The organism is uncultured Caballeronia sp., assembly GCF_964243625.1.
GTDB lineage: Bacteria > Pseudomonadota > Gammaproteobacteria > Burkholderiales > Burkholderiaceae > Caballeronia.
The window spans coordinates 1-14,677 of sequence record NZ_CAXTGZ010000108.1; the positions used below are offsets into that span (position 1 = coordinate 1).

General features: G+C 59.8%; 15 protein-coding genes. 5 read left to right on the top strand and 10 right to left on the bottom strand.

Translation table 11 applies throughout. From position 1 onward, the window contains the following. The 5 genes from ACFFAR_RS09975 to ACFFAR_RS09995 all read left to right on the top strand — a co-directional run. Positions 1-993: 3-hydroxyacyl-CoA dehydrogenase family protein (locus ACFFAR_RS09975; RefSeq protein WP_375507829.1), on the top strand; the 993-nt coding region annotated here is incomplete at its 5' end. Further along, positions 990-1,778, top strand: a complete 789-nt coding sequence (locus ACFFAR_RS09980; RefSeq protein ID WP_075357082.1) for an oxepin-CoA hydrolase, alternative type — start codon at positions 990-992, stop codon at positions 1,776-1,778. The genes ACFFAR_RS09975 and ACFFAR_RS09980, both read left to right, overlap by 4 nt. Beyond that, positions 1,775-2,503, top strand: coding sequence for a histidine phosphatase family protein (locus tag ACFFAR_RS09985; protein ID WP_256700948.1), 729 nt, complete (start codon positions 1,775-1,777; stop codon positions 2,501-2,503). Before ACFFAR_RS09980 ends, ACFFAR_RS09985 begins: the two co-directional genes overlap by 4 nt. Before the next feature lie 82 nt (positions 2,504-2,585). Next, entirely contained in the window at positions 2,586-3,686 is a 1,101-nt protein-coding gene (locus ACFFAR_RS09990) for a phosphotransferase (RefSeq protein ID WP_174362264.1), read from the top strand. Between the two features lie 22 nt (positions 3,687-3,708). Then, positions 3,709-4,923, top strand: a complete 1,215-nt coding sequence (locus tag ACFFAR_RS09995) for an acyl-CoA dehydrogenase family protein (protein WP_075357084.1) — start codon at positions 3,709-3,711, stop codon at positions 4,921-4,923. 62 nt (positions 4,924-4,985) lie between these two features. Here ACFFAR_RS09995 and ACFFAR_RS10000 read toward each other — a convergent pair whose 3' ends face one another. The 10 genes from ACFFAR_RS10000 to nuoL all read right to left on the bottom strand — a co-directional run. Then, positions 4,986-5,438, bottom strand: a complete 453-nt coding sequence (locus ACFFAR_RS10000) for a MaoC/PaaZ C-terminal domain-containing protein (RefSeq protein ID WP_174362265.1) — start codon at positions 5,436-5,438, stop codon at positions 4,986-4,988. After that, positions 5,435-5,893 (bottom strand): MaoC/PaaZ C-terminal domain-containing protein, encoded by a 459-nt coding sequence (locus ACFFAR_RS10005; protein ID WP_174362266.1) that lies wholly within the window; start codon positions 5,891-5,893, stop codon positions 5,435-5,437. Before ACFFAR_RS10005 ends, ACFFAR_RS10000 begins: the two co-directional genes overlap by 4 nt. A gap of 31 nt (positions 5,894-5,924) precedes the next feature. Next, positions 5,925-7,046, bottom strand: a complete 1,122-nt coding sequence (locus ACFFAR_RS10010; protein ID WP_174362267.1) for an acyl-CoA dehydrogenase family protein — start codon at positions 7,044-7,046, stop codon at positions 5,925-5,927. Positions 7,047-7,056: 10 nt separating this feature from the next. After that, on the bottom strand, positions 7,057-8,253 hold the full coding sequence (locus ACFFAR_RS10015) for an acyl-CoA dehydrogenase family protein (protein ID WP_174362268.1): 1,197 nt from the start codon (positions 8,251-8,253) through the stop codon (positions 7,057-7,059). Between the two features lie 69 nt (positions 8,254-8,322). Next, on the bottom strand, positions 8,323-8,793 hold the full coding sequence (locus ACFFAR_RS10020; protein ID WP_174362269.1) for a DUF1178 family protein: 471 nt from the start codon (positions 8,791-8,793) through the stop codon (positions 8,323-8,325). Positions 8,794-9,002: 209 nt separating this feature from the next. Next, positions 9,003-9,629, bottom strand: a complete 627-nt coding sequence (locus ACFFAR_RS10025; protein ID WP_061999826.1) for an NUDIX domain-containing protein — start codon at positions 9,627-9,629, stop codon at positions 9,003-9,005. 77 nt (positions 9,630-9,706) lie between these two features. After that, a complete protein-coding gene (locus ACFFAR_RS10030; RefSeq protein WP_061999827.1) occupies positions 9,707-10,003 on the bottom strand; it encodes a DUF2818 family protein in 297 nt (98 codons plus the stop codon). Beyond that, positions 10,003-11,481 (bottom strand): NADH-quinone oxidoreductase subunit NuoN, encoded by a 1,479-nt coding sequence (gene nuoN / locus ACFFAR_RS10035; protein WP_061999828.1) that lies wholly within the window; start codon positions 11,479-11,481, stop codon positions 10,003-10,005. Before nuoN ends, ACFFAR_RS10030 begins: the two co-directional genes overlap by 1 nt. Positions 11,482-11,505: 24 nt before the next feature. Continuing rightward, positions 11,506-12,996, bottom strand: coding sequence for an NADH-quinone oxidoreductase subunit M (locus tag ACFFAR_RS10040; protein ID WP_061999829.1), 1,491 nt, complete (start codon positions 12,994-12,996; stop codon positions 11,506-11,508). 17 nt (positions 12,997-13,013) lie between these two features. Further along, positions 13,014-14,677: NADH-quinone oxidoreductase subunit L (gene nuoL / locus ACFFAR_RS10045; RefSeq protein ID WP_375507830.1), on the bottom strand; the 1,664-nt coding region annotated here is incomplete at its 5' end.

The following is a 14,677-nucleotide window of genomic DNA, read 5'->3' on the forward strand; positions in this document are numbered from 1 at the left end:
GTGCGCGCGAAGGACATGCCCGGTTTCATCGTGAATCACGCCGGGCGTGGCATGAACACCGAGGGCTTGCGGATCGCCGGCGAAGGCGTGGCGAGTTTTGCCGATATCGACCGGATCATGCGCGAGCAGGCCGGCTTCAGACTCGGACCGTTCGAGTTGCTCGACCTGACCGCGCTCGACGTTTCGCATCCGGTGATGGAGTCGATCTATCACCAGTTTTACGAGGAACCAAGATTCACGCCGTCGCCGATTACCGGGACGCGGCTTGCCGGCGGGTTGATCGGGCGCAAGGTCGGCGAAGGTTTCTATAAGTACGTCGATGGCAAGCAGCAGACGCCCGAAGAAGCGCCTGCGCCGACCACGCTGCCACGGCGCGTCTGGGTGAGCCGTGCGTCGGTCCAGGCGCGCGAGGAAGTGTTCCGGCTGATCGCGAAGATGGAAACGAATGTCACCATCGATACCGGCGGCACGCCCGCGCCGGATTCGCTGATCATCGTGACGCCGCTCGGCCACGATGCAACCACGGCATGCGTCGCGGAAAAGCTGGATGCGTCGCGTACGGTTGCCATCGACACGCTGTTCCCGCTCGCCGATGCCAACCGCCGCACCATCATGACCACGCCCGCGACCACGGCCGAGTTCCGCGACGCTGCGCACGCCCTCTTCGCTTTCGACGGCGTTCCTGTCACCGTGATCCGCGATTCCACGGGGTTCGTTGCGCAACGCGTGGTGGCGACCATCGTGAATATTGGTTGCGACATCGCGCAGCAGCGTATTGCTTCACCCGCCGATATCGATCTCGCCGTGACGCTCGGGCTGGGGTATCCGCGTGGTCCGCTCGCACTCGGCGACGCACTCGGTGCGACGACCATCCTCACCATTCTGCGCAACATCCAGGGCGTGCTGGGTGACCCGCGTTATCGCCCGTCGCCGTGGTTGACGCGTCGCGCACAGCTTGGCCTGTCACTCTCCTTCGATGAGGCAGCAGAATGAGCGCCGAATTGCTCTCCGCGCGGCCGGCCGAAAGCGACACTACGCTCGTTCTGAAGCTGTCCAATCCGGGCGCGCGCAACGCGTTGCACCCGGATATGTACGCAGCCGGAATCGAGGCGATGAACACGGCCGAGCGCGATACATCCGTGCGCGCGATCGTGCTGACCGGCGCCGACAACTTCTTTTGCGCCGGCGGCAACCTGAACCGCCTGCTTGAAAATCGCGCGAAGGAGCCATCGGTGCAAGCGGCGAGCATCGACATGCTGGGCGAATGGATCGTGGCGCTGAGGTCATCCACAAAACCGGTGATCGCGGCCGTGGAAGGCGCGGCAGCGGGCGCGGGCTTCTCGCTCGCGCTGGCGTGCGACCTGCTCGTCGCTGCCGATGACGCCAAGTTCGTGATGTCGTACGCCCGCGTGGGCCTCACGCCCGATGGCGGCGGCTCGTGGTTCCTCACGCGCGCCTTGCCACGTGCGCTTGCGACCGAGATCCTGCTTGAGGCCAAGCCGATCGGCGCCACACGTCTGCACGAAGCCGGCGTGGTGAATCGCGTGACGAAACCCGGCGCGGCGCTCGATACCGCCATCGCCTGGGCCGACGAACTCGGCCGCATGGCGCCGAAAGCGCTGGCGCAGATCAAGACGCTGATCGCATCGGCTGAAACGCAATCGCTTGCCGAACAACTCGACGCCGAACGCGACGGTTTTGTCGACGCGCTCCATAACGGCAACGCGCTCGAAGGCATCAACGCGTTCCTCGAAAAGCGGCCACCGCTCTACAAATGATGACCACACCCTACGAACTCCCAAAACGCCGCCGCATCTTCCTGATGCGTCACGGCGACGTGACGTATTTCGATGCAACCGGGCGCGCCATCGATCCAATGGGCGTGCCGCTCAATGAACGCGGCCGCGACGAAGCGACCGCGGCCGGAAGCGAGTTCAAGGCGCAGCAGATCCGCTTCGACAAGGTCATTGTCAGCGGTCTGCCGAGAACGATCGAGACGGCACAGCGCGTGCTGGCTGAAACGGGTCAGGAAATCGCAATCGATGTCTGGCCGGAATGGGAAGAGATCCGCGGCGGACGCTTGAGCAACCTGCCCGCGAAGGATATCGAGCGCGCGTTTCTCAGCGTGTTCGACGGCATCGTGCCTGAAACAACTGCGTTCCTTGGCGGCGAGACCATCGGCGAATTGCTGGATCGTGTGTTGCCGCCACTGCAGCGGCTGCGGGACGATTCATCCTGGGACACCGCGTTGCTGGTATTGCACGGCGGCGTGAATCGCGCGTTGTTGTCGCACGCGATCACGGGCGGCGGACGCATGTTCTTCGGGCATCTGTCGCAGACAACGGGATGCATCAACGCGCTCGATATCGGCGACAAACCCGGCGACTGGGTCATCCGCGCGCTGAATCATTCGCCGCCGTCGCCCCTTCACGCAAGCGCGCGCAACACGACCATGGAATTGCTCTACGAACAATTCGTGCGATACACGTCAGCCTTGAAGTAACCGCGCAAGCAGCGACAACAGCACTTCGAAGCGCGACGCTGCATGTGGACCAGCCTATGAACGCAATCCGGAGGAGACAACGATGGCTTCAAACGACGCGCCCTTGCCCGTACAGCAGGATTTCTCGGCGTTCGAAGGAACGCGGCCCGTCAACGAGCGCCAACAGTTCGACATGGAAGCGCTGTCAGCGTGGCTTGAAACGCATATCGAAGGTTTCGTCGGGCCAGTCAGTGTCGAACAATTCGCCGGCGGCCAGTCGAACCCCACGTACAAGCTGATCACGCCCTCGCGCAGTTATGTGATGCGGTCAAAGCCGGGACCGGCGGCGAAGCTGTTGCCATCGGCGCATGCCATTGATCGTGAATACCGCGTGATGGATGCGCTTGCCGACACGGACGTACCGGTTGCGAAGATGTTTGCGCTATGCGATGACGAAAGCGTGATTGGCCGCGCGTTCTATTTGATGGAGTTCATCGAGGGCCGCGTGTTGTGGGACCAGGCGCTGCCGGGCCTGACGCCCGCCGAGCGCGGCGCCATCTACGATGAAATGAATCGCGTGATCGCAGCTTTGCATTCGGTCGATATCATCAAAGCGGGTCTGGACACCTACGGCAAGCCGGGCAACTATTTCGAGCGCCAGATCGGCCGATGGAGCAAGCAGTACCTTGCGTCGCAAACCGAACCCATCGAAGCGATGAACAAGCTGATCGAGTGGCTGCCGAAACATATTCCGCGCGGCGGCGAAAGCGTGTCGATTGTTCATGGCGACTTCCGGCTCGACAACCTGATCTTTCACCCGACAGAACCGCGCGTTCTCGCCGTGCTCGACTGGGAGTTGTCCACGCTCGGCGATCCCCTCGCCGACTTTGCCTATCACTGCATGGCGTGGCATGTCGATCCGACGCAATTTCGCGGTATCGGCGGACTCGACTGGGCGGCGCTCGGCATTCCGGACGAACAGACCTACGTCACGCAATATCTCGAACGCACCGGCCTGAAGATCGAAGGCGACTGGAATTTCTACCTCGCCTACAACATGTTCCGCATCGCCGCGATCCTGCAGGGAATCATGAAGCGCGTGAGCGAGGGCACAGCAGCGAGCGCACAAGCGATCGATGCAGGCAAACGTGCCAGGCCGATGGCCGAACTCGCATGGTCTTACGCGCAAAAAGTGACCGGATAAAACATCAGGAACAGGAGACGAGATGAATTTCGACTACACGCCGAAAGTGCAGGAACTGCGCCACAAGCTGGCCGCTTTCTTCGATGAACACATCTATCCGAACGAGCGCGCGTTCAATCAGGAAATCGCGGCAAACCGGGCAAAGGGCGATGCGTGGATACCGCTTGAGCTGATCGAAACGCTCAAGCAACACGCGCGCGATGCCGGCCTGTGGAATCTCTTCCTGCCCGAATCGGAACGTGGCGCAGGGTTGAGCAATCTGGAATACGCGCCGCTTTGCGAGATCATGGGACGCGTGCCTTGGGCGCCCGAAGTGTTCAATTGCGGCGCGCCCGACACGGGCAACATGGAGACCATCGAACGTTATGGCAGCGATCAGCACAAGCAGCAATGGCTCGAGCCGCTGCTGCAAGGCGAGATCCGTTCGGCGTTCCTGATGACGGAGCCGGACGTGGCTTCGTCGGATGCGACCAACATCCAGTGCAGCATCGTGCGCGATGGCGACAGCTATGTGATCAACGGTCACAAGTGGTGGTCATCGGGTGCGGGCGATCCGCGCTGCAAGGTGTATATCGTGATGGGGAAGACCGATCCGGAAGCGCCAAAACATCAGCAACAATCGATGATCCTCGTCCCTGCGGATTCATCGGGCATTACGGTGCATCGGCCGCTTTCGGTCTTCGGTTACGACGACGCGCCGCATGGCCACATGGACATTACGCTTGAGAATGTGCGCGTGCCTGCATCGAATGTGTTGCTTGGCGAGGGGCGCGGATTCGAAATCGCGCAAGGGCGTCTTGGGCCCGGACGCATTCATCATTGCATGCGCTTGATCGGATTAGCCGAGCGCGCGCTCGAACTCATGTGCAGACGGACATCGCAACGGGTTGCATTCGGCAAGCCGATCGCAGCGCATGGCGTAACGCAAGAGCGCATTGCCGAAGCGCGGATCATGATCGAACAGGCGCGCTTGCTCACACTGAAAGCGGCCTACATGATGGACACAGCCGGCAACAAGGGCGCCCGCGGCGAGATCGCGATGATCAAGGTCGTTGCGCCGAACATCGCGTGTCAGGTCATCGACTGGGCGATTCAGGCGCATGGGGCCGGGGGTGTATCGGACGACTTCCCGCTCGCTTATGCGTATGCGCACGCACGGACATTGCGCCTCGCCGATGGACCCGACGAAGTGCATCGGAATGCGGTCGCAAAACTTGAATTAGCCCGGTACGCGTAAGCGTTGAGCAATGCGGTGACTTCTTTGACGGCTCCGAAAAAGAAGTCACCGGGACACGAACTTCAGAAATAGTGCCGTGTAATAAACTCAGCGACACAGACCGGTTTCTCAGCGCCTTCTTTCTGGATAGTCACGCGCCAGATCACCTGCACGCCGCCCTGCTCCAGGTCAGTCACCTTCTCAGCCAAGAAACGCGCTCTCAACTTCGAACCAACCAGAACCGGTGACATGAACCGGACCTTGTTGGTGCCGTAGTTCACGCCGAGTTTCTGCTGCAGCGGAACGCATTGCTCAAGCCATTTCGGCACGAGCGCCAACGTCAGGAAGCCATGCGCAATCGGTCCGCCAAACGGCGACTCTTTGTTCGCCCGTTTAACGTCGACGTGAATCCATTGATGGTCGTCGGTGGCATCGGCGAACCGGTTCACGCGCGACTGATCTATTTCCAGCCACCCGCTCACGTATTCCTCGCCGCCCTCCGCGGCTTTCACATCTGCTGCTGAGGCGAGCGTCATTGCGTATTTTCCGGATGACGCAGCCCGAATATCGCCGCCGAATCCACCGTCAAGACCAGCTCGCCATTCTGGTTATAAGCTTCCCAACGCGTTCCGACAATGCCGCGATCCGGCTTGCTTTCGGAAACACGCTTGCTCAACACGCGCACCGTCAACCGCACGGTATCGTTCACGCGAACCGGCTTGAGCCAGCGGATGTTGTCGAGCCCGGGCGAGCCCATCGATGTGGAATCGGCCAGCATGTCGCGCACGAGAATGCCCATCATCGCGGAGCAGGTGTTCCATCCGCTCGCAACCAGTCCGCGAAACGGCGATGCTTCGCCGCCCGCTTCGCTCAGGTGAAAAGGCTGCGGATCGTAACGTCCGGCGAAATCGATGATCTCCTCTTTCGAAAACGTATGCGCGCTGAGTTCGGCTACATCGCCGACGTTGAAATCCTCATAGCTGAATGTCATCCCCATTCTCCTTTTATGAAGCGTCGATTATTCAAACGTTAGTGTCGGCGAATCCTGGCAGCGATGCAAACCGCTCCAGATGATGATCGACGTCGCCCAACGTTGTCTCGATGATCGACAAGCGCTTGAACCAGTGTGCCGCCGCGACTTCATTAGTTACGCCCATCCCGCCGTGAAGTTGCACGGCCTGCTGACCGACGAAACGTGCCGCCTGACCGACCCGTGCTTTCGCTGCAGAAATCGCGCGACGGCGTTCGTCCGCGTCATTGCTCGTGTAGCGGGCAGCCGCCAGATACGTGATCGAACGTGCCTGCTCAGCGTGGATCAGCATCTCGACCATGCGATGCTGCAACGCCTGAAACCGCGCGATGGGCGTGCCGAACTGCTTGCGTTCCTTCGTGTACTCGACCGTCGCGTGATTGAGCGCATCGAGCACGCCGACGGCTTCGGCGCAGAGCAGGAACGTCGCGTAATCCGCGATATGTTCAAGTGTCGCGGCCCCGGTTTGCGCATTGCCCAGGCGTGTGGCCGGCGTGCCCGTGAATTTCAAGGAAGCGGCACGCTGGCCATCGATCGTCCGGTATTCAGTGATCGCCACGTTGCCCGAATCGCGCGCAACGGCGAACAGGGCAACTTCGCCGTTCAGCCTTGCGGGCACGATCCATACGTCGGCCTGTGCGCCGTGTTGGACCAGCGACTTCTCACCGTTCAAGGTGAATTGGCCGCCCTGGATCTGCGCCGTGGTTGCGATGGAAAACAGGTCATGGCGCGCATGCGGTTCATGAAACGCCACGGCAAGTTTGATCTCGCCGGCAGCCGCGCGCTCGAGCAAGGCGTTCGCGTACTGATCGCCAACGAGCCGCAACGCTTCGATACCCACCGCCGTCGACCAGTAGGGCTCGACGACCAACGCACGCCCGAGTTCCTGCATCACGACGAGCATGTCGACCGGACCACCATCGAATCCGCCACACGCTTGCGGCGCGGGCAAAGCCGTGAGGCCTAATTCGGTGAAGGCAGTCCAGTGTTTTGCATCGACACCTTCCTTGGATGCCACGATCTTTTGGCGGGCATCGAACGTGTATTCCTTGTCGAGATAACGGCGCAAGGCATCACGGAATTGCTGTTGTTCATCGGTGAAATTGAAGTCCATGTGCCGCTCCTCACAAGCCCAGAATCATCTGCGCGATGATGTTTTTTTGAATTTCGTTCGAACCGCCATAGATCGATGTCTTGCGGAAGTTGAAGTAGTACGCGGCGACCGGCGCCGCGTCGTCATCGCCTGCGAGGCTGTGCTCGCGTTCGCCTTCGAGATACTCGGGATCGAACGCGGCGGCCTGGGGTCCGATGGCTTCAACCATCAACTCGGTCAACGCTTGCTGGACTTCGGTGCCCTTGATTTTCAGCATCGATGCTTCCGGTCCCGGCCCGCGGCCATTCGCTTCGCTCGCGACCACGCGCTGCACGGTCACTTCAAGCGCCATGATCTCGATTTCGAGCGCCGCGATCTTTGCAGCGAACACAGGGTCCTTCAACAACGTTGCTCCGCCCTTCTTCTGATCAGTGGCAAGTCGTTTGAGGAACACCAGTTCGCGCTTGGACTGCCCGACGCGTGCGATGCCCGTGCGTTCATGCCCGAGCAAATACTTCGCATACGTCCAGCCGCGATTTTCTTCGCCGACGAGGTTTTCCAGCGGCACTTTCACGTCTTCGAAGAAGACTTCATTGACTTCGTGGTCTTCGTCGAGCGTGATGATGGGACGCACGGCGATGCCGGGCGTTTTCATATCGATAAGCAAGAACGAGATGCCTTCCTGCTTCTTCGCGCCGCTGTCCGTGCGCACGAGGCAGAACATCATGTCGGCGAACTGGCCGAGCGTGGTCCAGGTCTTCTGGCCATTGACCAGATAGTGGTCGCCCTGACGTTCGGCGCGCGTTCTCAGCGATGCCAGATCGGAGCCCGAACCGGGTTCGGAATATCCTTGGCACCACCAGTCGGTGCCATCGAGAATGCGCGGCAAGTAATGGGCTTTTTGCGCATCGCTGCCATATTTCATGAGGACCGGTGCGACCATCGATACCCCGAACGGCAACACGCCTGGCGCACCAATACGCGCGCATTCCTCATCCCAGATATGGCGCTGCGTGGCGTTCCAGCCCGGACCGCCAAATTCCTTCGGCCAGGCGACGACAGACCAGCCGCGCGTGCCAAGCAGCTTGTGCCAGCTCGCATAGTCGTCGCGGCTTAACCGTTTGTGATCGAGTACCTTGGTCCGCAAGGCTTGCGGCAGATTGGCGTCGAGCCAGGCGCGAATGTCTGCGCGAAACGCGTTGTCCGCGGGGGAATAGTTCAGGTCCATGCGCTCTCGTCTCCTGTCATGACCCGGGTCGGCCACGAGGAGACGTGCGCTAAGCCAACGGGCGTCGGCTTATTGCAGCGGCTCTTTCAGTGCGGCCGGCACGGGCAGCGGCATCACGTCGATGCCTTCTTCCATCAATGCGTGCGCATCTTCAGGCGTAGCGACGCCGCGAATATTGCGCGCCGGCGCTTCGTCGTAATGCATGCGCCGCGCCTCTTCGGCAAAACGGTCGCCCACGTTCTCGGTCTTCGCGAGAAATTCCCGCATGAATTGCAGCGCACGCGCCTGGACCGCCTGATCCGGCTGCTGCGGGGCCGCTTGCGGCGTAACGTTGCTGCCGCTGCTTGCCTGCTCGGTACGGTCGGAACGTGTGGTGGACAGGTTCAGCCGCGGTGCCGATGGCATGCGGCTTACTTCAGTCGTGGAACACACCGGACAAGCCACGAGCTTGCGCGACAACTGGGATTCAAACTCATCGGACGAAGCAAACCAGCCTTCGAACCGATGGTCGTGCGAGCACTTCAAGTCGAGAACCTTCATGCTAATCAGGGCTTGCCAGAAAGTTTAATCGCAAAAGCGCGTTTTGTGAACGGTCGTTCGTAAATTTGCGTCTGCGACTTTTGGATGAATCGAGAAAACAGGTGGTCGATTTTAGCCCGCTGGTCCTTCGCGCGCTTGATGGCGTTGTTTTTGATGAAACGCACAAACGCAAAAGCGGCCCGCAGGCCGCTTTTTTTCTCTCGATTTGCTTATTCGCTGACCGGATCGCCTAGTTTCCACTCGCCCGACATCACCTTCTCGAGCCAGAAGCTGCCGATGATCGTTTTTACATCGCTGATCTGGCCGCTCTTGATCCACTCGAAGATTTGCGACCGATCCGCAATGAACGTCTCGAGGAACTCGCCCTCGTCCAGCTTGTTCTCGCCCGCAGTCAAACCGCGCGCCAGATACAAGTCGATGAACTCGGTCGAGTACGAAATCACCGGATGAATTCGGGTCAGGAAGAACCATTCGCGCGCCGTGTAACCCGTTTCCTCGTGCAATTCACGTTTCGCGCATGCGAGCTCGCTTTCGTTGGGATCGAGCTTGCCGGCGGGATATTCGAGCAGCACCTTGCGGATCGGATACCGATACTGCCGCTCGAGCAGCACGCGGCCGTCGTCGAAAAGAGGCAGGATCATTACCGCGCCCGGATGCTCGACGTACTCGCGGGTGGCGTGTTTCCCGTCGGGCAGCTCGACTGTATCGAGTTTCAGCGTGAGGAATTTACCCTGATGCAACAACTTGCTTTCGACCGTCTTCTCGATCAGGCCGGCATCGGAATCAGGGAAAGAGTCGGCGGAATGCTTGGGGTCGAGGGAAGAACTGTCAGCCATCATGCGCCTTGAAGGAAACGCGTCAAACGACGAACCCGGCGCCAAACGCGTGGATCAAGCCGCGACGGCCGTGGCCGTCAGCGGCGCTTGACGAGATATTGGAAAGCGAAACCGGGGAACGCGAGCACAAGAAAGAGGCTGAACGTCACGGCGTAAAACTGCCAGCCCTGCTCAAAACGGTTTCCGGCACGCGCCTCAAGCATAAAGCCGAGCGCGCCCACGACAAAATAAAGCACGATCAATTCCGCGAGGCGAATCCACGGGCTTTTCTTCGCTGCCTTGATTGGCACGACGGCGAAGATGCGTTGATTCGCAAACGGAAGGTTGGCGCCGACCAGCGCCAACAACACGATAAACCAGCCCGCAGCCGACATTACAACTGGAACGGCAAGGTATGGGTGATCGCCGTCAGGCAAGCGTTCATCAACGGACCCGGCACAATGCCGAGCACGAGCACCGCAAGACCGTTGAACGCGAGCAGCGCGCGCTTGAGGTTGTCGGCGACGATCGGCGATGCGTCCGTCGGTGCATCGAAGTACATCAGCTTGACGATACGCAGGTAGTAGAACGCCCCCACCAGCGACGACATCACGGCGAGCACTGCAAGCCACGTCAGACCGGCGTTCATGGTCGCTTCCAGCACGGCGAGCTTGGCGTAGAACCCGACCATCGGCGGGATGCCAGCGAGTGAGAACATCATGATCATCATCACGAACGCGAACACCGGGCTACGCTGGTTCAGGCCCTTGAAGTCATCGAGCGTTTCGGCTTCGAAGTCCTTGCGCGCCAGCAGCATGATCACGCCGAAGGTACCGAGCGTGGTGATCAGGTAGATGATGCTGTAGAACATCGCCGAGCTGTAGGCACCGGCCGCGCCATCGGCCTTGCCTTCGACCACGCCCGCGAGCATGCCCAGCAGCACGAAGCCCATGTTCGAGATTGCCGAGTAAGCCAGCATCCGCTTGATGTTCTTCTGAACGATACCCGTGACGTTACCCACGATCAGCGACAGCGCGGCAAGGATCACCAGCATTTCTTGCCAGTCGACTGCCAGCGGCAACAGCGCCATCACCAGGAAACGCAGACCCCACGCGAAGGCCGCAGCCTTCGGGCCGCCACCAGTGATCAGCGTCATGGCAGTCGGTGCGCCCTGATAAACGTCAGGCACCCACATATGGAATGGCACCGCGCCCATCTTGAACGCAATACCCGCGACAACGAAGATCACGCCAAACAGCAGCACCGCGTCGTTGATACGGCCAGTTGCAATGGCCTTCGCCACTTCGTTCAGTTCAAGCGAACCGGTCGCGCCGTAGAGCATCGAGATGCCGTAGAGCAGGAAACCGGAAGCCAGCGCGCCAAGGACGTAATACTTCATTGCGGATTCGTTGGCCTGCGGCGAGTCCTTCCGCAACGCGATCACGGCGTACAGCGACAACGACATCAGTTCCAGCCCGAGATACAGCGTCAGGAAGTTGTTGCCCGAGATCATCACGCACTGGCCGAGCAGCGAGAACAGGCCGAGCAGGAAGAAGTCACCGCGGAACAGATCGCGATCTTCAAGATACTTGCGCGAATAGATGATCGATACCGCGAAGCCGAGCGTCACCACCGCTTTCATTGCGCTGGCGAACGGATCGACGACGTACATGCGCGTGAAGAAATAATGCGGCGTGGGATCGAGTGCCTGGACGGCGAACCACAGGCCGACCACGATCGTCGAAATGACCGAGATGAAATAGGACGTTTGCCGGCTCTTCACGCCGTAGATGGTGTCGTTCAACCACACTACGACGACCATCAACATCAGCAGTCCATCGGGTAACAGGGCACTCATTGGGGCATTTTGCATGATCTTTTATTTCCTCCGCACGCGTTACTGGGCCAGCGGCAGTTTCGACTGCGCGACGTGGGAGAGGAGATTTTCCACGGATGCGTGCATCACATCGGTGAAAGGCTTCGGGTACAGGCCCATGTACAGCGTAAATACAGCAAGCACGGCCAGCATGAAGAATTCGCGCTTGCTGATGTCCTTCAGCTTGGCGACGTTTTCATTGGCAATCGCGCCGAAGTGCACGCGCTTGTACATCCACAGCGTGTACGCCGCGCCGAGAACCAGCGTGAACGTTGCCAGGAAACCGATCCAGAAGTTGAACTTCACTGCAGCCAGGATCACCATGAACTCGCCGACAAAACCCGACGTACCTGGCAGGCCGCAGTTGGCCATCGCGAACAACATGGCGAACGCCGCGAACTTGGGCATGACGTTGACCACGCCGCCGTAATCCGAGATCCGGCGCGAGTGCATGCGGTCATACAGCACGCCGATACACAGGAACATCGCGCCCGAGACGAAGCCGTGCGAAATCATCTGGATGATCGCGCCTTCCATGCCGAGCGTGCTGAAGATGAAGAAACCGAGCGTGACGAAGCCCATGTGCGCAATCGACGAATACGCGACCAGCTTCTTCATGTCTTCCTGCACCAGCGCCACGAAGCCGATGTAGATCACCGCGATCAACGACAGCGTGATCACCACGGGCGCCAGGAAATGGCTGGCATCCGGCGCGATGGGCAACGAGAAGCGGATGAAACCGTACGCGCCGAGCTTCAGCATGATCGCGGCCAGCACGACCGAGCCGCCCGTCGGCGCTTCCACGTGGGCGTCAGGCAACCACGTGTGGACCGGCCACATCGGCACCTTCACGGCGAAGGCCATGAAGAACGCGATGAACAGCAATATCTGCGGCGTGAAGCCGATCTTCAATGCATGCCAGGTGGCGATATCGAACGTGTGCGTCTGCGTGTACAGGTACAGCAACGCGATCAGCATCAGCAACGAGCCCATCAGCGTGTACAGGAAGAACTTGAACGCGGCATAGACCCGGTTCGCCCCGCCCCACACACCGATGATGATGTACATCGGAATCAGCGTGGCTTCGAAGAACACGTAGAACAACATGCCGTCGGCGGTCGAGAACACGCCGATCATCAGGCCCGACAAGATCAGGAACGCAGCCAGGTACTGCGACACGCGCACCGTGATGACTTCCCATGCCGCGATCACCGTGATGACGGTGATCAACGCGGTCAGCACGACAAACCACATTGAAAGACCGTCGACACCCAGGTGATACGAGATGTTGAAGCGCTGGATCCAGCTCACGTTTTCTTCGAACTGCAGCGCAGCCGATGAATTGTCGAAGCCGGTAATCAAGGGAATGGTGACGATCAGGCCCAGGATCGAGCCGATCAGTGCAAGCCAGCGCGACGGCGCCGGATTGCTGTCATTGCCTACCGCCAGTACAAGGATACCGACAATGATCGGTAACCAGATCGCGAGACTAAGGATTGGAAAAGAGTGCATAGATAGGTGTCCCCGCCTTATTTGCCGCCGAGCGTTACAAACAGGGTCAAGAGCCCCAACATGCCAATGATCATGGCGAACGCGTAGTGATAGATGTAACCGGATTGAAGGAAGCGAATCACACCGGCAAACCAGCCGACGAACTTCGCGAGGCCGTTGACGATCCCGTCGATGACGGCGACATCGCCTTCTTTCCAGAGTCCGCGGCCAATGGCAACCGCACCCTTTGCAAATACGACATCGTTGATCTTGTCGAGGTAATACTTGTTATCGAGCAAGTTGTAGATCGGCAGGAAGCGTTGCTTGATCACGCCCGGCAGATCCGTACGCTTGAGATACAGGAACCACGACACCACCACGCCACCAAGCGCGAGCCACACCGGCAGACCCGCTACCGAATGCAGGCCCATCGCAAACCAGCCGTGGAATTCCTCGGCCATTTCATGCAGCGCCGGATGGTTTTCACCAATGAAGATCACACGATCGAACACCACGCCGTGCGCGAAGAAGTCGCCGAACAACATCGGGCCGATCGCCAGCGCACCGATGATCACCGATGGGATCGCCAGCAGGATCAGCGGCAGCGTGATCACCCAAGGTGTTTCATGCGGGATGTGCGGACCATGACCATGGCCGTGATCATCGTGGCCGTGCGAATCATGTCCGTGCGCATCGTGGCTGTGCTGGGCCGCTTCGATACCCATTGGGCTTTCTGGATGCTTCGGACCGCGGAAACGCTCCTTGCCATGGAAAACCATGAAGTACATACGGAACGAATAGAGCGCAGTGACGAACACGCTTGCAACCACCGCGAAGTACGCGAAACCCGAACCCGGCAGATGCGAGAGTTTCACGGCATCGATGATCGAATCTTTCGAATAGAAGCCCGAGAAGAACGGCGTACCGATCAGCGCCAGCGAACCGAGCAGCGACGTGATCCATGTGATCGGCATGTACTTGCGCAGGCCGCCCATGTTGCGCATGTCCTGGTCGTGATGCATGCCGATGATCACCGAACCCGCGCCAAGGAACAGCAGCGCCTTGAAGAATGCGTGCGTGGCCAGGTGGAACACGGCAACCGGATAAGCGGATACGCCGAGCGCAACCGTCATGTAGCCGAGCTGCGAGAGCGTCGAGTAAGCCACCACGCGCTTGATGTCGTTCTGGACCACGCCGAGGAAGCCCATGAACAACGCCGTGATCGCGCCGATCACCGTCACGAACGACAGCGCCGAGTCCGACAATTCGAACAGCGGCGACATGCGCGTGACCATGAAGATACCGGCCGTCACCATGGTTGCCGCGTGGATCAGTGCTGAGATAGGCGTCGGGCCTTCCATGGAGTCGGGCAGCCACACGTGCAGCGGGAATTGCGCCGACTTGCCCATTGCGCCAATGAACAGGCAAATACATGCAACCGTCAGCAAGCCCCAGTCGGTGCCCGGGAAGGTCATGCCGGCCAGTTGCGTGCGGTGCGCGAAGACATCACCGTAGTTCAGCGATCCGGCAAACGCCAGCAACAGGCCAATGCCGAGCAGGAAACCGAAGTCACCCACGCGGTTGACCAGGAACGCCTTCATGTTCGCGTAGATGGCCGTCGGGCGCGTGAAGTAGAAACCGATCAGCAGGTACGACACGAGACCCACTGCTTCCCAGCCGAAGAACAACTGCAGGAAGTTGT